Source organism: Arthrobacter sp. D2-10 (assembly GCF_054161285.1).
This window is the reverse complement of record NZ_CP096431.1, coordinates 510426-528301: the sequence shown is the minus strand read 5'-3', so window position 1 is coordinate 528301 and position 17876 is coordinate 510426. Positions and strand designations below refer to the sequence as shown.

The 17876-nt window shown below is 63.8% G+C and carries 18 protein-coding genes; 12 read left to right on the top strand and 6 right to left on the bottom strand.

Annotation, left to right across the window (positions count from 1 at the left end; translation table 11 throughout):
- Positions 1 to 33: 33 nt before the first annotated feature.
- The 5 genes from M1D74_RS02570 (at position 34) to M1D74_RS02550 (ending at position 6770) form a co-directional block, all read left to right on the top strand.
- Positions 34 to 2421 (top strand): helicase-associated domain-containing protein, encoded by a 2388-nt coding sequence (locus M1D74_RS02570; protein WP_458116364.1) that lies wholly within the window; start codon positions 34 to 36, stop codon positions 2419 to 2421.
- A complete protein-coding gene (locus M1D74_RS02565) occupies positions 2414 to 4057 on the top strand; it encodes a DNA repair helicase XPB (RefSeq protein ID WP_458116363.1) in 1644 nt (547 codons plus the stop codon). Before M1D74_RS02570 ends, M1D74_RS02565 begins: the two co-directional genes overlap by 8 nt.
- A gap of 87 nt (positions 4058 to 4144) precedes the next feature.
- Positions 4145 to 4855 (top strand): response regulator transcription factor, encoded by a 711-nt coding sequence (locus tag M1D74_RS02560; RefSeq protein ID WP_309070153.1) that lies wholly within the window; start codon positions 4145 to 4147, stop codon positions 4853 to 4855.
- A gap of 21 nt (positions 4856 to 4876) precedes the next feature.
- Positions 4877 to 6322 (top strand): sensor histidine kinase, encoded by a 1446-nt coding sequence (locus M1D74_RS02555; protein ID WP_309123705.1) that lies wholly within the window; start codon positions 4877 to 4879, stop codon positions 6320 to 6322.
- Between the two features lie 157 nt (positions 6323 to 6479).
- The gene (locus M1D74_RS02550) at positions 6480 to 6770 is read left to right on the top strand and encodes a WXG100 family type VII secretion target (RefSeq protein WP_309070151.1); all 291 of its coding nucleotides are present in this window, start codon (positions 6480 to 6482) and stop codon (positions 6768 to 6770) included.
- 131 nt (positions 6771 to 6901) lie between these two features.
- Here the strand turns inward: M1D74_RS02550 and groL are convergent, their stop codons facing one another.
- From groL to M1D74_RS02530, 4 genes are all read right to left on the bottom strand, one after another.
- Positions 6902 to 8536 carry a chaperonin GroEL gene (gene groL / locus M1D74_RS02545; RefSeq protein WP_309070150.1) on the bottom strand — a complete coding sequence of 545 codons (1635 nt, stop codon included), beginning with the start codon at positions 8534 to 8536 and terminating at the stop codon, positions 6902 to 6904.
- A gap of 297 nt (positions 8537 to 8833) precedes the next feature.
- A complete protein-coding gene (locus M1D74_RS02540; protein ID WP_309070149.1) occupies positions 8834 to 9040 on the bottom strand; it encodes a cold-shock protein in 207 nt (68 codons plus the stop codon).
- Positions 9041 to 9166: 126 nt separating this feature from the next.
- Positions 9167 to 9832, bottom strand: coding sequence for a LytR C-terminal domain-containing protein (locus tag M1D74_RS02535; protein ID WP_458116362.1), 666 nt, complete (start codon positions 9830 to 9832; stop codon positions 9167 to 9169).
- A 37-nt stretch (positions 9833 to 9869) separates the two neighbouring features.
- The gene (locus M1D74_RS02530) at positions 9870 to 10175 is read right to left on the bottom strand and encodes a DUF3263 domain-containing protein (RefSeq protein WP_375164438.1); all 306 of its coding nucleotides are present in this window, start codon (positions 10173 to 10175) and stop codon (positions 9870 to 9872) included.
- A 126-nt stretch (positions 10176 to 10301) separates the two neighbouring features.
- On the opposite strand from M1D74_RS02530, the gene M1D74_RS02525 reads away from it, so the two are divergent.
- On the top strand, positions 10302 to 11054 hold the full coding sequence (locus tag M1D74_RS02525; protein ID WP_458116361.1) for a uracil-DNA glycosylase: 753 nt from the start codon (positions 10302 to 10304) through the stop codon (positions 11052 to 11054).
- A 6-nt stretch (positions 11055 to 11060) separates the two neighbouring features.
- On the opposite strand, the gene M1D74_RS02520 is transcribed toward M1D74_RS02525, so the two are convergent.
- Complete coding sequence (locus M1D74_RS02520) at positions 11061 to 12671, bottom strand: threonine/serine ThrE exporter family protein (RefSeq protein WP_458116360.1); 1611 nt, start codon at positions 12669 to 12671, stop codon at positions 11061 to 11063.
- 52 nt (positions 12672 to 12723) lie between these two features.
- A complete protein-coding gene (locus M1D74_RS02515; protein ID WP_458116359.1) occupies positions 12724 to 13797 on the bottom strand; it encodes a lipid II:glycine glycyltransferase FemX in 1074 nt (357 codons plus the stop codon).
- 120 nt (positions 13798 to 13917) lie between these two features.
- On the opposite strand from M1D74_RS02515, the gene M1D74_RS02510 reads away from it, so the two are divergent.
- The 6 genes from M1D74_RS02510 (at position 13918) to M1D74_RS02485 (ending at position 17817) form a co-directional block, all read left to right on the top strand.
- Positions 13918 to 14922, top strand: a complete 1005-nt coding sequence (locus M1D74_RS02510; RefSeq protein ID WP_309070145.1) for an aldo/keto reductase family protein — start codon at positions 13918 to 13920, stop codon at positions 14920 to 14922.
- Positions 14919 to 15770: an NAD-dependent epimerase/dehydratase family protein gene (locus M1D74_RS02505; RefSeq protein ID WP_458116358.1), complete on the top strand. Its 852-nt coding sequence runs from the start codon at positions 14919 to 14921 to the stop codon at positions 15768 to 15770. Before M1D74_RS02510 ends, M1D74_RS02505 begins: the two co-directional genes overlap by 4 nt.
- A gap of 129 nt (positions 15771 to 15899) precedes the next feature.
- Positions 15900 to 16322, top strand: coding sequence for a hypothetical protein (locus tag M1D74_RS02500; protein ID WP_309070143.1), 423 nt, complete (start codon positions 15900 to 15902; stop codon positions 16320 to 16322).
- Between the two features lie 34 nt (positions 16323 to 16356).
- Positions 16357 to 16698, top strand: a complete 342-nt coding sequence (locus M1D74_RS02495; RefSeq protein ID WP_309070142.1) for a hypothetical protein — start codon at positions 16357 to 16359, stop codon at positions 16696 to 16698.
- A 76-nt stretch (positions 16699 to 16774) separates the two neighbouring features.
- Positions 16775 to 17221: a hypothetical protein gene (locus M1D74_RS02490; RefSeq protein WP_309070141.1), complete on the top strand. Its 447-nt coding sequence runs from the start codon at positions 16775 to 16777 to the stop codon at positions 17219 to 17221.
- The gene (locus M1D74_RS02485; RefSeq protein ID WP_309070140.1) at positions 17218 to 17817 is read left to right on the top strand and encodes a hypothetical protein; all 600 of its coding nucleotides are present in this window, start codon (positions 17218 to 17220) and stop codon (positions 17815 to 17817) included. Before M1D74_RS02490 ends, M1D74_RS02485 begins: the two co-directional genes overlap by 4 nt.
- The last annotated feature ends 59 nt before the right edge of the window (positions 17818 to 17876 follow it).

Here is a 17876-nt window from a genome sequence, read left to right as displayed (position 1 = left end):
CCGCCGTTCCCCGGTGCGAGTAACGTTAATGTGGTGTCCGCCATCCGTGCCCTAGCCGAAGATCTGGCGTCCCGCAGCGACTCCGAACTCCGCCAGCTGATGGCCGCACGCCCCGACGTGGTGCTTCCGCCCGTTCCGGACTTTGCCGCCCTCGCGGCACGGGCGTCAACGCGGGTCAGTGTGCAGCGCGCGCTCGAAACTCTGAGCGCCCCCCAATTGATGGTGTTGGAGGCCGTAGTCCTTACAACGAATCTTGACGGCGAAGTCGGCAGCACGGCAGCAACCCTCAAGACGGTGATCGGCTCGACGACCGCCAAGATTCTCGAGCCCTACCTCGCGCAGCTCCGGGACATCGCCCTTGTGCGGTCCGGTCGTTTGTCGAGGAGCCGGCACTCTTATTTACCACTGGAGACGCTCCAGGAAGCGCTCGGCCCCTATCCGGCAGGGCTGGGGCGTCCGCTCGCAATGCTGGTGCAGCAGTACCCCGAGTATGGCGAGCGCATCAGGACCGGGCTCGAACGCCTGTATGCGTCGGCGGTACCCCGACCGACGGGCTTACCGGCCGGCAGCGATCCGGCGACCGAGCTCGCTCGAGTGCTTGAAGAATCCTGGGACGCGGTTCTTGCAGCGGTTCCGGAGAAAGCACCGGACCTGCTGGCAAAGCTCGCAGCTTCGCCGGTGGGATCAGCCAAAGCCGGCGCAGCATCGGGGACGGTAACGCGGATTGAGTGGCTCCTCGAGAACGGACTGCTCATCCGGCTCGACGCGAACCACGTGGAGCTACCCCGCGAGGTGGGAATCGCGGCGCGTGGCGGCCTGATCATTCCTTCCCTGCCGGTAACGCCGCCTGAACCGCGCCTGAACTCGGTACGGGTGAGCCTTCGGGACAACGCCGCCTTCGGGGCCGTGGCCGAGACACTTCGGCTGGTCACGGAGCTCCTGGCCGCTGCGCAGTCCGAACCCATAGCGACGCTGCGCACGGGAGGAGTGGGCGTCCGTGAAGTCCGTCGGCTCGCGGACTCGCTTCGTGTGGAGCGCGAACAGGTGGTCTGGCTGCTTGAGCTGGCCGCACTCGCGGGGCTCATCGCACTTGACCCGGACAGCTCGCGCTGGACGGCCGCGGCGAGCGGGTCCTGGCACCTTTCTGAACGTCACGAGCAGTGGCTTCAACTGGTGCGCGCGTGGCTTGATGCGGAACGTGCTCCTTCCCTCGTGGGAGGTCGGCTGCCCAGCGGCAGCACCGTCAATCCGCTGTCATCGGAGGCGAGCCGGACCGACGCGCCGGCCGTCCGCCGTCGTGCGTTGTCTGCGGCTCTGGCGATCTCAACGGAAGCAGCAAACGACGACGGCCGCGCGTGCGTTCTCGACGCATCCTCCCTGATCGAGAGGCTCACCTGGCAGCAACCCCGCCTCCGCCGCCGCTTTTCCCGGCTGGTCCCTGGGATGGTGGTGGAGATGGGGCACCTCGGCCTGCTCGGTTCCGGCGCCTTGACTGACCTCGGAGGAGCAGTCGCGGAGGACCGGTTCGATGACGCCGTTGAGGCTCTTCGCGATGCCCTCCCTGAACCGCTCACCCACTTCATGCTGCAGGCCGACCTGACCGCAGTGGCGCCTGGTTATCTTGAGCCCCAGGTCGCCCGTGAACTTGCCCTGCTCGCCTCTGCCGAGGGACAGGGCCCGGCAACTGTGTACCGGTTTTCCGCCCAGTCGGTGCGGCGTGCCCTCGACACTGGTCAGGACGCCGCAGCCATTCTGGCCTTCCTTGAGAAGCACTCTGCCACGAACGTTCCGCAACCGCTGCGCTACCTCGTGGAAGACACCGCCGCCCGCTACGGGTCGCTGCGCGTCGGTCCCGCCTTCAGCTACGTTCGCAGCGATGACGACGCCGCTCTGACGGCACTCCTCGCGGATCCCGCAGCCGCGGCGCTCGGGCTTGTCCGGCTTGCACCAACCGTCGTGACGGCCCAGGCTACGCCTGCCGAACTTGCCTCAGCACTGCGCGAGCTCGGCTACTCCCCCGCGTTGGAGGGGGGCGCTGAAGTGAGGCAGCCGATTCGGAGTGCCGGATCGACGCCGTCGTCGTCTGCGGTGCGGACCAACCCGTGGGTGCTGACCGAGGAAGACCTCGAAGCGCAGATGAGGGTGCTGCGGGGCAGCGCACGGCCAGGTCCGGGAGGGGGCGCCGAGAGTGAGGCGATGATCGGCCTCGAGACGCTCCGGACAGCCATCCGGACCAAGAGGGCGGTCCGGATGGGCTTCGCGGACAGCTCCGGGAATTCCACCCGGCAGGTCTTTGTTCCACTGTCGGTTCATGCGGGACGGGTGCGCGTTTTCGACCCGGAGAACGAGACCGAGCGCGTGATTTCCGTGCATCGGATTATGGATGTGGAAACTGTGGAAGGGGCTTCAACGGATGCCTAACGGGCCGCTTATTGTCCAGAGCGACAAGACCGTCCTGCTGGAGGTTGATCACGAGCAGGCCACCGAAGCGCGGCATGCCATCGCAGCGTTCGCGGAGCTGGAGCGCGCTCCAGAGCATGTGCACAGCTACCGGCTCACGCCCCTTGGCCTGTGGAATGCCCGCGCCGCCGGGCTCGACGCCGAGCAGGTCCTGGACACGCTGCTGAAATACTCGCGCTTCCCGGTGCCGCACGCGCTCCTCGTCGACATTGAGGAAACCATGTCGCGCTACGGGCGGCTGCGCCTGGAGAAGGACGCCCAGCACGGCCTCGTCCTGCGCACCAACGACTATCCCGTGCTTGAGGAAGTGCTCCACGCCAAAAAGATCGAGCCCCTCCTCGGTCCCCGGATCGACGGTGAAACCGTGGTGGTGCACTCCTCCCAGCGCGGGCAGCTGAAGCAACTCCTGCTGAAGCTCGGGTGGCCGGCAGAGGATCTCGCCGGCTACGTCGACGGCACGCCGCACCCCATCATGCTCAACGAGGACGGCTGGACCCTGCGCCCGTACCAGAAGGTGGCTACGGAGAACTTCTGGGCGGGCGGCTCCGGCGTCGTCGTGCTTCCGTGCGGCGCGGGAAAGACACTGGTGGGCGCCGCGGCGATGGCGACGAGCTCCACCACCACGCTCATCCTCGTGACCAACACGGTGTCGGCGCGGCAGTGGAAGGACGAACTGCTCAAGCGGACGTCGCTGACTGAGGACGAGATCGGCGAGTACTCCGGATCCGTCAAGGAGGTCCGGCCCGTCACCATCGCCACCTACCAGGTGCTCACCCTGCGCCGCGGCGGACTGTACCCCCACCTCGAGCTGCTTGACGCCAATGACTGGGGCCTTATCGTGTACGACGAGGTCCACCTGCTGCCTGCACCGATCTTCCGCATGACCGCTGACCTTCAGGCGCGGCGGCGCCTCGGTCTCACGGCGACCCTCGTGCGTGAGGACGGCCGGGAGGGAGAAGTGTTCTCCCTGATCGGCCCCAAGCGCTATGACGCGCCCTGGAAGGACATCGAGGCGCAGGGATACATTGCGCCGGCAGACTGCGTGGAGGTTCGGGTTGACCTCCCCCGCGATGAGCGGGTGGCCTACGCCATGGCCGACGACGGCGACAAGTACCGCCTGTGCGCCACCTCCGAGACGAAGGCCTCTGTCGTTGAGAAGCTGGTCGCCTCGCACAAGGGTGAGCAGCTGCTGGTCATCGGTCAGTATATTGACCAGCTCGACGAGCTTGGCGAACGGCTCGACGCGCCGATCATCAAGGGTGAGACATCCGTCAAGGAACGCCAGCGCCTGTTCAACGCTTTCCGCTCCGGAGAACTGCACACCCTGGTCGTCTCCAAGGTTGCCAACTTCTCGATCGACCTCCCCGAGGCCTCGGTGGCCATCCAGGTGTCGGGCTCGTTCGGATCGCGCCAGGAGGAAGCCCAGCGGCTGGGACGCCTGCTTCGCCCCAAAGGCGACGGACGAGCAGCACGGTTCTACACCGTCGTCGCCCGTGACACCCTCGACCAGGACTTCGCCGCCAAGCGGCAGCGCTTCCTCGCCGAGCAGGGATACGCGTACACCATCATGGACGCGGCGGATATCCCGCAGGGGTGACAGCAGCCTCGTCAGGCTGACCCGCGGCTCCCGCGCATTCGGGTAACATCCAGACAACTCCCAGCATCTGGGAGCAGACTGGGAGTCGTGAATAAATCAGGACCTGAAGCAAAACTGCTTGTAGTCGACGACGAGCCGAACATCCGGGAACTGCTCTCCACCTCCCTGCGCTTCGCCGGATTCGACGTCGTTGCCGCCGCCAACGGACGCGACGCCCTCGCCGCCGCCGAAACCCACAATCCGGACCTCGCCGTGTTGGACGTGATGCTGCCGGACATGGACGGTTTCACTGTCACGCGCCGGCTCCGTGCTGCCGGGCGCCACTTTCCCGTCGTATTCCTGACGGCCCGCGATGACACCGATGACAAGGTCACCGGGCTCACGGTGGGCGGCGATGACTACGTCACCAAGCCGTTCAGCCTGGACGAGGTGGTCGCCCGCATCCGGGCTGTCCTTCGGCGGACCCGCCCGCTTGAGGACGACGGCGCCGTCATCCGTGTCGATGACCTCTCACTCGATGATGATGCTCACGAGGTCCGCCGTGGGGGTGAGGTGATTGACCTGTCCCCCACGGAGTTCAAGCTGCTGCGCTACCTGATGATGAACCCCAACCGTGTGCTGTCCAAGGCGCAGATCCTCGACCACGTGTGGGAGTACGACTTCAATGGAGATGCCTCCATCGTGGAGTCCTACATCTCTTACCTCCGCCGCAAAATCGACAAGAACCCAGACGCCCCCGCACTCATCCAGACCAAACGCGGCGTCGGCTACCTGCTGCGCACCGCCGACAAGCGGTAACCCACTATTCCCATAGCCGCTGTGACTCGCCCCTGGAAATCCGCTTCCCTCCGCACGCAACTGATTGCCATCATGACCCTGCTCATGGTGTTCACGGTTGCCATCACGGGCATCGTAACCATCTCGCTGCTCCGGAACAGCCTGGTGGTCCAGATGGACAAGGACATACAAGCGAACGCCCAGTCGGTGACCAACAGCATCGGCGCTATTGGGAGCGACACGAACCAGAACCTGCTCCGCTTCTACGGGCTGTGGCTCGACGAGAACGGGGAGTCGATCCGCTCGACACACTCCCCCGACGCCCTCGAGGTGCCGGTTATTCCGCGCCTTAGCAGGGAGGAAGTCGAGGCGATGAACCTGGATGCCTTCACCGTCCCGGGAAGCCGGAATGAGAGCGAATGGCGCGTCATCGTGTTCCCGCTGATTGAGGAGGACAGCTCGGTTGCCGTGGCGACCCGCATGTCCACCGTGCATGACACCGTCTCCGAAGCCGGCCGCATCATCTTCACCGTCGGGCTGTTCTCCATCGCTGCCGCCTCGATTGTCGCGTACTTGGCGGTCACCCGGCAGTTCCGTCCGCTCAGCAGGGTGGAGCGGACCGCAGCGGCCATCGCGGGCGGGGACCTTTCCCGCCGCGTCGAGGTTGAGCGCCCGGCAACAGAGGTGGGCAGGCTCTCCCGGTCGCTGAACGCGATGCTCTCGCATATCGAGTCGGCATTCGCGGCGCGCATGGAGTCGGAACGGAAGATGCGCCGCTTCGTCGCGGACGCGTCCCACGAGCTGCGTACCCCCCTCGTGACCATCCGTGGATTCTCGGAGCTGTACCGCCACGGCGCCCTGCAGAATGACGAGGACGTCAAGGCCGCCATGGGCCGCATCGAGAGCGAAGCAAAGCGCATGGGTCAACTGGTCGAGGACCTGTTGACGCTCGCCCGCATCGACGAGCAGCGGCCGCTGGAAGCCCAGCCGCTTGATCTGCTTGTATTGGGGAACGATGCCGCCATGGACGCCCGTGCCATCGCTCCGGACCGGACAATCAGAGTGATCGGACTCGACGGCGGACCGGCAAGGCACGCTCCGACCGTCGGCGACGAAGCCCGCCTCCGCCAGGTTGTCGCGAACCTGATGACCAACGCCCTGAGATACACGCCGGAGGGCTCCCCGATCGAGGTTGCGGTCGGCGTCGCGCCTGTCATCCACGGCAGGAGCGATGCCGTTATCGAGGTGCGGGATCATGGTCCCGGCATCTCGGAGGAGGACGCTTCCCGGGTCTTCGAACGGTTCTACCGGGCGGATTCGTCCCGCTACCGCGAGACCGGCGGCACCGGCCTCGGTCTCGCCATCGTCGCCGCACTGGTGGCGCAGCACGACGGAAGCGTCAGGTTGGAGGAGACACCCGGTGGCGGTGCCACGCTTTCGATCCGGCTGCCGCATGACCCGGAAAGCAGCCTTTCCGAAGACGCTTGACCGTGCACGGTTCAGGAGCCAACGCGACCATTCCTCCCCAAAACACCGAATGCCAGCGGCTTACACACATCCTGAATTCATGGCTCCCCCTGATATTCCCCGCACCCTAGCGTCATGAGGGCAAGCATCCGCAGTACAAGGATTTCAGGAGGAACCCATGACCTACTTCAACGTCAACACGGACTCGCTGGCCGCCAAGAGCGCTGACGTGCAGAACACCATCGCGCGTCTCCAGTCCGAAGTGAACGCCATGCAGTCCGGGCTCCGCTCCCTTGAGTCAGAGTGGCAGGGACAGGCGTCCCAGAACTTCCAGCAACTGGTGACGGACTGGCGTGCAACGCAGTTTAAGGTTGAGGAGTCCTTGGCGAGCATCAACCAGGCACTCGCTGTCGCCACCGAACAGTACAGCCAGGCGGAGCTAAGCAACGCCCGGATGTTCATGCACTAATCCGCGAGCGGGCGGAGCACGAACGCCGAAGGCCGGCCACCCGTTCTCGGGTGACCGGCCTTCTGTGTCTTCGCAGACGTGTCTCTGCAGGCGGTGCCTTCGCAGACGAACCTGCTCAGCGAAACTGGGGCTTAGAAGCCGCCCATTCCGCCCATGCCGCCCATGTCGTCGCCGCCGCCGGCGGGAGCCGCCTTCTCAGGCTTGTCCGCGACAACAGCTTCGGTGGTGAGGAAGAGACCAGCGATGGAGGCAGCGTTCTGCAGTGCAGAGCGGGTCACCTTCACGGGATCGTTCACACCGGCAGCGAGGAGGTCCTCGTAGTCACCGGTTGCAGCGTTGAGACCGTGGCCAGCGGGCAGGCCGCGAACCTTCTCGATCACGACGCCGGGCTCAAGGCCGGCGTTGAAAGCAATCTGCTTGAGCGGAGCGTCGATGGCGATGCGGACGATGTTCGCACCGGTTGCCTCGTCACCTTCAAGGGTCAGGTTGGCGAACGCCTTGGCGCCGGCCTGGATCAGGGCCACGCCGCCACCGGCGACGATGCCTTCCTCGACTGCAGCCTTCGCGTTGCGGACGGCGTCCTCGATGCGGTGCTTGCGCTCCTTGAGCTCAACCTCGGTTGCTGCTCCGGCCTTGATGACTGCAACGCCGCCGGCCAGCTTGGCCAAGCGCTCCTGCAGCTTCTCACGGTCGTAGTCGGAGTCGGAGTTTTCGATCTCGGCGCGGATCTGTGCAACCCGGCCGGCGATCTCCTCGGCGTTGCCTGCACCCTCGACGATGGTGGTCTCGTCCTTGGTGACAACAACCTTGCGTGCCTGGCCCAGGAGGTCCAGGGTGGCGTTCTCCAGCTTGAGGCCAACTTCTTCAGCGATGACCTGGCCACCGGTAAGGATGGCGATGTCAGCGAGCTGCGCCTTGCGACGGTCACCGAAGCCCGGAGCCTTGACGGCGACGGACTTGAAGGTGCCGCGGATCTTGTTGACCACGAGGGTGGCCAGGGCTTCGCCCTCGATGTCTTCGGCGATGATCAGCAGCGGCTTGCCGGACTGCATGACCTTCTCGAGGACAGCAACAAGGTCCTTGACGTTGGAGATCTTCGAGTTGACGATCAGGATGTAAGGGTCTTCAAGGACCGTCTCCTGGCGCTCTGCGTCGGTGACGAAGTAACCGGAAATGTAGCCCTTGTCGAAGCGCATACCTTCAGTGAGCTCAAGCTCCAGGCCGAAGGTGTTCGACTCCTCGACGGTGATGACGCCTTCCTTGCCCACCTTGTCGAGGGCTTCAGCGATGAGGTCACCGATCTGCTGGTCGCCCGCGGAGATCGAAGCCGTGGCCGCGATTTCTTCCTTGGTCTCAATTTCCTTGGCGGAGGAGAGGAGTTCGGCGGTGACAGCGTCAACAGCCTTCTCGATGCCGCGCTTGAGGCTCAGCGGGTCAGCGCCGGCGGCCACGTTGCGCAGGCCTTCCTTGACCAGTGCCTGGGCGAGGACGGTAGCGGTGGTGGTACCGTCACCGGCGACGTCGTCAGTCTTCTTGGCAACTTCCTTGACGAGCTCAGCGCCGATCTTCTCGAAGGGATCGTCAAGTTCGATCTCCTTGGCGATGGAAACGCCGTCGTTCGTGATGGTGGGAGCGCCCCACTTCTTCTCAAGGACAACGTTGCGACCGCGGGGGCCCAGCGTAACCTTGACTGCGTCAGCGAGGGTGTTCAACCCGCGCTCGAGGCCGCGGCGTGCCTCTTCATCAAAAGAAATGATCTTGGCCATAACGGCGTAGGTCCTTTCGGGACGGTCATGCTTATCAGCTGCTACCGACCTGTGATGCCCGCGACGGACGGGCGGACCCGGGAGGATCTCTGTACCTACCGAACCAGCCCTCACCACAGAGGTTGCCTTGTTCACTCACTCGGGTGCCGTCTTAGCAGTCGTCACCTCTGAGTGCTAACTCAATAATTAGCACTCTCGCACCGTGAGTGCAAGCTGTTCGCCCGTGGAAAAACAACGACGACGGTACGCTCCCCGCCGGAAAGCGCGCCGTCATCGTTCGGTATTGAGTGGGTCTATTCAGGATGCGAGCCGCACAGCCTCAGCCTGCGGCCCCTTCTGACCTTCTCCGATCTCGAATTCCACCCGCTGGCCCTCATCGAGAGCGCGGTAGCCATCCATCTGGATTGCGGACCAATGTACAAACACATCTGCCCCGCCCTCATCGACGGTGATGAAGCCATATCCCTTTTCAGCGTTGAACCATTTCACGGTTCCCTGCGCCATGCTGTTCTCCCACTATGTAGACCCCCCGCGTAGCTGTTGATTGCGGGGCTGAAATACATCTAATCCCACTTCTCGGCGACAGTGACGCAGAACACAGTGAATGTTATTGATCCTTAACCCGACTGCTCACTGGAAACCGGGACCGACCACAACAGTGATGTTGCCGAACCCTGCATTGCCCTGGACGGCCCCGATACCGAGGGCCGCTGCGAGTGCTTCAGCCGTCGGTCTCTGCTCCTCGCCGTTGTAGAGGACGATGGATCCCTGCAGCTGCTCGCCGGACCAGTTACCGACTTGGGTAACGCTCCATCCGTCAGCCTGCAACCGGCCCGCGGCGGTGCTGGCCAACCCGCTGACCGTCGTTGCATTCAGCACGGCGACTGGCTGCGCCCGGTCGACCGCCGCGGCCGTCTCGGTTGCCTCCGGAGTGGGCTCCGGCTCGGACGTTGGATCCTCTTCGGGAGTGGGTTCAGTGCTGGGCGTTTCCGGCTCAGCAGGTGCCGCGGATTTGCTGGGCTCTTCACTCGGCGTCCCGCTCCTCGCCTCATCGGCCGTGATGGACGGCATTGGCGCGGCGGTGCTGCTTTGAGGGGTCACCTGGCTGGCCTGTCCGAGGCCGAGGCGCGGGAAGAGGAAGTAGGCCGCCAACCCAACGGCAAGGACAAGTAGGCCGGCAACAATCTTCAGGGGCAGTCCGCTCGATCGCGGAGGGACCAGCCGCTCGCGATGAACTCCCTGCCGTGCGGCGGATTCGGGCACACGGTCGAATTCGTCGCGCGGGTACTGGGTCATGTGACGGGAAATCCTTGGCTCGAGATGGGCGTAGTTGCTAAACGTCCACGCCAAGACGGCGCGCCGAACGGGCGCGTTGGCGGGTCGTACGTAGTCTACGCAATCTCTTCACGAGCATGGGATCGTGCGCGAGGGCTGCTTCGGTATCGATGAGTGCATTGAGGATCTGGTAATAGTGCGTGGCGGAAAGATCAAACATCTCCCGGATGGCCTGCTCCTTGGCGCCGGAGTACTTCCACCACTGACGCTCAAGTTCGAGAATCCGCTGCTCGCGCTCACCCAATCCCGATTCCGGGTTGCCCGCCACCCCTTCACGGTTCATGTCTGCTGCCGCGTTCTGCATGCCCACGACACACCGTCCCATCCACTATTTCCGCTCGAGGTTCCTGATCCATGGTAAAGGCGAATCACATCATTGTCATTTACCGACAACTGCAGCCGCAGCGCCCGTCCGCGCCAGAATAAGACTATGAACGACGACGGCACGCCCACCCTGCCCTTCCCTGCATCGCCTGCCGCTGAACTCCCGTTCGCGGCGCTCCCGTTCGCTGCTCCGGCCACTCTGAACGACGTCATGGCACCGGGCTGGGCAGAGGCGCTGCGGCCGGTTCAGCCGCAGGTCCATGAACTGGCCCGGGCCCTGGCCGAAGAGCAGCAGCGCGGCGCGCAGCTCTTGCCCGGCCCCGACCTCATCCTTCGGGCTTTCACCTATCCGCTCAGCCACGTCAAGGTCATCATCGTGGGTCAGGATCCCTATCCCAGACCCGGCCATTCAGTGGGCCTGGCCTTTTCTGTGACCAGACGGACCAAACTTCCCCGGAGCCTGGTGAACATCTATAAGGAACTGGCTTCGGACCTGGACGCTCCTGCACCTGCCCATGGCGATCTTTCCGGGTGGGCGGATGAAGGAGTCTTCCTGCTCAACCGGGTCCTCACCGTGCGGGCAGGTGAAACCGGGTCCCACCGCAAGCTCGGCTGGAACGCCGTCACAGATGCTGCCATCCGTGCACTGGTCGCCCGAGACCAGCCGTTGGTGGCGATCCTCTGGGGTCGGGAGGCCGCACAGCTGAAGCCCCTGCTGGGATCGACGCCGCTCATCGAGTCCGCACATCCCAGCCCACTGTCCGCGTCCCGCGGCTTCTTCGGCTCGCGTCCCTTCAGCAGAGCGAATGCCCTGCTGGCCGAACAGGGCGCCGCACCCGTGCACTGGTTGCGGGGCTAGCGCGGATCAGCGGCGGCGGTTACGACGCCGTTCGTTGCTGCTCAGCTTCTTGGTGAACGGCCGCGCCAGGTTGTCGCCCAGCACCACGCCCCCGGCGATCGCCAGGATGATGGTCAGCGCGTTGAACAGCCCGATGGCACCTGCCCCGGCAACCCCGGTCTCGGTCGTGAGGTTATACATGGACCGGAAGATCGTGAGTCCGGGATAAAGGAACATCACCGCCGGCACGGCCACCACGAGCTGAGGCGCTCCCATGCGCAGCGCCATGATTCTCGCGAGCATGCCTATCAGCACGGCAGCGATGGCGGGGGCGAGACGGTATCCAACGCCAAGGCTCACCACCAGCGAGTAGAGCAGGTATCCGGCCATTCCGATGAGCGAGGTCGGGACGACGAGGCTCATGTCCGTCTGCTCGGCGATGCAGATCATCGCGACGGCTACGAAAACAAGTAGGGCAACCACGGGAAGCGGATACTGCGATCCCTCCGACGTCGTCACGTCCAGCTCCGGAATGCCGATGAAGGTTCCCATCACCAGCGCGACGGCGATGCCGGAGACCAGCCCCGCGAAGACAAGGAAAGCGGAAAGGAATCGTCCCGCTGCCGTGACGGGGAATCCGTTTATCGCGTCCTGGGTAGCGGACACCAGCCGACCGGTAGGCAGGAGCAGCAGGATTCCGCCCACCACCACAAGGGCGGGAGCGATCGGAACGTTAAGCCACCACATCAGCATTGCTATGAAGGTCACGAGGGCTGCCGATGTCGCGGTGGCGAAAAACTCCGGTACTCTCCAGCGTCCGAGCTGGCGCGAGAACAGGTCGACACCGATGCAGCTTGCGAAGGAGATGAGGGAACCGAGCGGTCCACCGCCGATGAAGGCCACGATTGCAGCGGCGAATACGCCGAAGGCCGCGGTCACCATCCACCGTGGGAACGGCTTGGGCCTGTGCGTAATCTCATCCAGCCGCCTGATGGCTTCAGCCCGGTCGACGCCGCCGTCGACGATGTCGGTTACCAGCTGGTGCACACGGGTGAGGCCCGCATAATTGTTGGTCCACGAGCGCACAACCCGCAGAACCGTGGTTGGTGTCTGGTCCTTCGCCGAGTAGTTGAGCACCACCGACTGGTTGGTGATGTCCACTTCGATGTTGTCGAGTCCGAAGGCGGCGGTGACGGCAATGATGCTCGTCTCGACCTCCAGCGCGCCCGCACCGTAGCGGAACATGGTCTCCGCCAGACTGAGGGCGAAATCGAGCGTGCGCCGGGCGCCGACGTCGGGCCCACCCACCTGGATCGTGGGGTTGGCGTAGGGACTGCCTGCGAGCCGCTCGACAAGGTTCATCGCCTGGGTGGGAGGAGATTCACCCTGGACCAGGCGGCGCAGCATCTTGCGCGCGGCAAGCTGTGAACGGTCCGGACGGCCGGGACGGGCCGTCTGAGGGGTGATCGGCAAGGCGTCAGTCGGGTTGGCCTTCGGGGGCTGGCCGGCTTTCCTCGCTATTTTGGACTTGGCCTTGCCCGGCACGGCCGGCGGCCTCACGACGGGCAGCTGCTCGGCCACCGGGGAGGGGTTGGTATCCGGGCTCCGGCGCTTGTCGGCACCGGTCTTGTCTGCCACTTCTAGCCCCTTCCTGACCCGGGCGTGTTCCCCACTCCCGAGGTGTTGCGGTTTAGTAGAACGGTTGGTGCGTGCGGCGCCAATACACCTGCCGCATGACCCGCTCGCCCAGTTTCTGCCATGCACGGTACTTCATCGGGCTGAGCACCAGGTCATAGCAGCCAACGAAGTCCGTGACCGTTTTGGTGAAACTTGTCTTGAAGAGACCGAGACCGTGATGCTGGTGGTTCTTGTCTTTCAGCTGGTCACTTGGCGGCGTGCCACAGAAATCGTATTCAACAATATTGTGCTCGCTTTTGAGGTCATTGATTGCCCGCCACTGAACGAGATGAGAATCACCGTACTGGGAGCGCCCCGGCCTGGAGCCGCCGTCCTTGTAAGTGCCCTTCCGTCCGTAATTGATGACGAACGCACCTACCGAAGGTTCACCGTCCTCATACACGAAGTAGAGCCGACCCTGCCCTGCAGCAACGAAGTTCGACCAAAAGCGCTGGTAGTACTCGAATGAACGCAGGCGCGCCGCCGAGCGGTCCTCAATGTGCGCCATGAGGCCGTACATCGTGCGGAAGTTCTCGTCCGTGGGCTCCATCCGTTCAACGGTGACGCCTTCACGCTCCGCACGCCGGACAGCGTTGCGCCCCCGTGAGTGAAGGTTGCGCAGCAACTGGTTGGGTTCGGGAGTGGTATCGAGAATTGCGGTGTGGTCATTGGGCTGCAGGTTGAAGGCCTTGACCAGACCTGCGCGCCGGAAGAGCGTGCGCACGTCCTCGCTGTCGACGATATCCGGCTCCACCTTCACGGCGAATACTGATAGCCCGGATTCGCGGATGAAAGCACTGCAAGCCTGCAGGACCGCGGGAACATCCTCGGGTGCGGCCACGTCCGGACCCTTGATGAGGTACCAGAGGCTCCCGAGCAGGGGGACCTTTTTTTCCAGGACGAGGTTATAGGTGGTGTATTCCGCTGATTCAAAGGCCAGGAAGAGCGGCTTCCAACCATGATGGGACTTGACCTCGGCGAAAGCCGCAGACTGCAGGAGATTGCCGCCGTTCGGGTTGGCTGTGACCAGAGAATCCCAGTTCTTGCGTTCTTCCTCGGTGGCAAATCGCGCGGTAAACGTACCCATGGTCCTCAATCACAACTGGTCGGCAGGCGTCGATTCAGTGTAGCCGTTGGCGGTGCCAGGCTTACGTCACCGGACTCTTGCCCTATACCGGTGGGCAAGCACGTGGATAGCATCGAAATCATGGAATTCAGATACCTCGGAAACAGTGGACTCAAAATCTCGGAAATCACCTACGGAAACTGGCTGACGCATGGTTCCCAGGTGGAGAACGACGTCGCCACCCAGTGTGTGCGCGCGGCTCTCGACGCCGGAATCAGCACCTTTGACACCGCCGACGTCTACGCGAACACCGCCGCTGAAACTGTTCTCGGCGAAGCCCTCAAGGGCGAGCGCCGGCAGTCCCTTGAGATCTTCACGAAGGTCTGGGGAGCCACCGGCCCCAAGGGCCACAACGATTCGGGGCTCTCCCGCAAACACATCATGGAGTCCATCGACGGCTCGCTGAGCCGGCTGCAGACTGACTACGTGGACCTGTACCAGGCCCACCGCTATGACCATGAGACACCTCTTGAAGAGACCATGCAGGCCTTTGCCGACGTTGTGCGGCAGGGCAAGGCGCTCTATATCGGTGTCAGCGAATGGACGGCGGACCAGCTGCGCTCCGGTCATGCGCTGGCGAAGGAACTGGGCTTCCAGCTCATCTCCAACCAGCCGCAGTACTCGATGCTGTGGCGGGTGATTGAGGAGAAGGTCGTGCCGACGTCGGAGGAGCTCGGCATCTCACAGATCGTATGGTCTCCCGTGGCGCAGGGTGTGCTGACCGGAAAGTACAAGCCCGGCCAGGATCCCGAGAAGGGGTCGCGCGCGGCTGATGAGAAGGGCGGCGCTGACATGATCAAGCGCTGGATGTCCGATGAGGTTCTCACCGGTGTGCAGAAGCTGCAGCCGCTCGCGGACGAAGCAGGTCTGAGCATGGCGCAGCTCGCGATCGCCTGGGTGCTCCAGAACCCGAACGTCGCGTCAGCGATTATCGGTGCATCCCGTCCCGAGCAGGTTGAATCGAACGTCGCGGCCGCCGGTGTCACGCTGGAGCCTGCTCTCCTCAAGAAAATCGATGAGGCTGTGGGGCATCTGGCGGAAACGGATCCTGCAAAGACCACCTCACCCGACAAGCGCCCCTCGTGAGGCTCGCGGTCACCGGATCGAGCGGCAAGCTCGGGCGCAGCGTCGTCGCTGGGCTGCGTGAAGCGGGACACGAAGTGCACGGTTTCGACCTGCACGGCGAGCGCGGCCCGGGTTTCCTGTCCATCGATCTGACCAATTATGGCGACGTCGTAGACGCGATCATGGGAGTGGACGATCGGCACTCGGGGTTCGACGCCGTCGTGCATTTGGCCGCCGTTCCGGCGCCGGGTCTGCGCCCGGATGCTGCCACCTTCCACAACAACATGCTGGCGACGTACAACGTATTCCAGGCGTGCCGCCGGGCCGGCATCCGGCGCATTGTGTACGCCTCCAGTGAGACTGTTCTCGGGCTGCCCTTCGATCAGGATCCTCCGTATATCCCAGTCGACGAGCAGTATGACGCGCGTCCCGAAAGTACCTATTCGCTGGTGAAACACCTTGAAGAGCAAATGGCTATCCAGTTCACCCGCTGGGATCCGGCCCTGAGCATCACGGCGCTGCGATTTTCCAACGTCATGGACCCGGAAGACTACGCGGATTTCCCGTCCTTCGATGCCGACCCCCTGCTGCGGAAGTGGAACCTCTGGGGCTATATCGACGGCCGGGACGGAGCACAGGCCGTGCTTCGGGCTCTTGAGAACGCGCCAAACGGCTTCGACAGGTACATCATCGCCGCAGGCGACACGGTGATGAACCGCTCAAGTGCTTCCCTCGCTGCCGAGGTGTTCCCCGGTGTTGAGGTCACGAAGGACGTTGGGGAACATGAAACGCTCCTGTCAATCGACAAGGCGCGGAAAGTACTGGGGTTCAGCCCCCGTCACAGCTGGCGGGATGCCGTAGGCGACTAGGTATGGGAGGCTGCCGTTCCATTCGCGGCAGCCTCCTGTCACTGGTTCGGCTAGCCTCGACCCAAAATGATCAGTAGGCTTACTGAACCGGGAGCCGATGCTCCTACAGAATCGTCGAAAGGATCGGTCATGACTGAGAATCTCCCCGATGAGGAACTGAACGTGGTCGGCGAGGAACCGGAGGCAGCAAACCAGTCGCTCGCTCCGGAGGCGCTGGATCCGGTGAAGGACGGCCAGCCGGACGACTACCCGAGTGCTGCCGAGGTAGACCCGGACAACTGGGAACAGGATCCGCTGCTGCAGGATGAGCCAGGTGTAGGCGGTCCGGGACTGGAAACAAGCGACCAGAGCCTCCGCGACGAAACCGAAGATGTCCGATTCAGCGACGGTGACGAGCAGGTTCCGCCGGAGGAACCGACCATTGGCGAAGCAGCCGCCGACGTCGATTTCGGCGATCCCATGAGCGAGGAGGAAGCCGATGCAAGTGATGACTCTGCAAACTTCGGGGGCTCGCCACTCAGCCAGTTCGACCCTGAGGACCTCGAACGCTAGAGGTGTGCCTGGGTTGCGCACCTAGACTGGGAAAGTGAAGAAACTTGCTGCACTCTGCCTGCTCGTGCCCGTCGCTGCCCTGCTCGCAGGCTGCAGCCAGATAGAGGAGACCGCCGGCGGGATAGCCAGCGATGCGGCGTCGCAGGTTGCCGGGGCCGCCGCGGAGGAAGTCCGATCCCAGGTATGTTCCCTCGTGAACGACGGCAACGTCAGCGCTCGGGACCGGGAAATCCTGGGAGGGCTGGTAGAAACCGCTGAAACCGCCGGCGTTCCCTCGGAAATCACCGGCCCTCTTCGTGACATCGCTGCGGCGGGAGACCAGGTGCCCGCCGAGTCCGTCGAGGCGCTCAATGAGGCTTGCTCCCCGTCGTCGTAATCGCGGGAGGTCGCGGTTCGATGTCAAATATCCATCAACTGTTCTTTTGAGCAGCCGCTAGCAGTACCTTGTTCCTATGAGAAGCGGCTCAGCCCGAGTCGTTGGTGAAGCGACTGCTTATCAGGACGCGGTGTCGCGTTCCATCAGGGCCGCGTGCGCGCGGTGGGTGGCGATCGAACTGGAGTTCGGGCTGCTGAGCGGATCCGATGTCGACGCCCTGCTCGGCCCCCATTGGCCCCCCGCCGGATGCCTGGCAGCGGAACGCCGAATTCTCGGTGTTGCCACCAAGGCAGGGCGCGTTCTGTACCCGGGATTTCAGTTCGACAAGACCGCTCGCATCGTCCGGCCGGTCATGGCCGAAGTTGCGGAGATCGCTCTTGCTGCTGGCTGGAAAGACCGTCACATCCTGCAATGGTTCGTTGTCGCGAACGGCGAACTTCACGGCGAGCGGCCGGTTGACGTTATCCACGACAGGGACCGGCTGCTGGCCGCCGTACACGCTGATCTGGAGTCCGTCTGGTGAAAATCCTGCTTCCGCTGACCTTGACCGCTCTGCTGCTGGCCGGTTGTGGTGCCGTGACTTCACCGGGTGGAAGTCCTGCCAGCGGTTCACCTCGACCGGCTTCCGATGAGCTGATCGGCCAGGGAACAGTGTTGTCGACCGGTGACGGGCCGGCGATGCTCTGCCTGGGACCCGTCATGGAGTCCTATCCGCCGCAGTGTTCCGGCCCCGAGATCGTCGGTTGGGATTGGACGAAGGCTGACGCTTCAGAAAGCGCGAACGGTGTCACCTGGGGAACCTATGCTGTCCAGGGCAGGTGGGATGGCACCACCTTCACGGTCACCCGGCCGCCGACGCCGCTGGCTCTCTACGATCCTCCCGCCAACATCGATCCCAGGACGGACCCCACGAATCCCGGAGCAGGGACCGAAAGCGAACTGGCTGACCTGCAATCCACCATATCGAGCGATCCTGACGTTCTCATGACCTGGATTGAAAACGGCTACCTCTTTGTCACGGTGACTTACGACGACGGAGCTCTGCAAAGCGCGTACGACGCCCGCTATGGGGCGGACGTCGTTGCTGTGCAGTCGTCTCTGCAGCCGGTGAAAAGCTGACGGGTTCGGGACTCGCCTGACCCATCCCTCAAAAATGTCGGAGGCGCGCAGTACCTTGG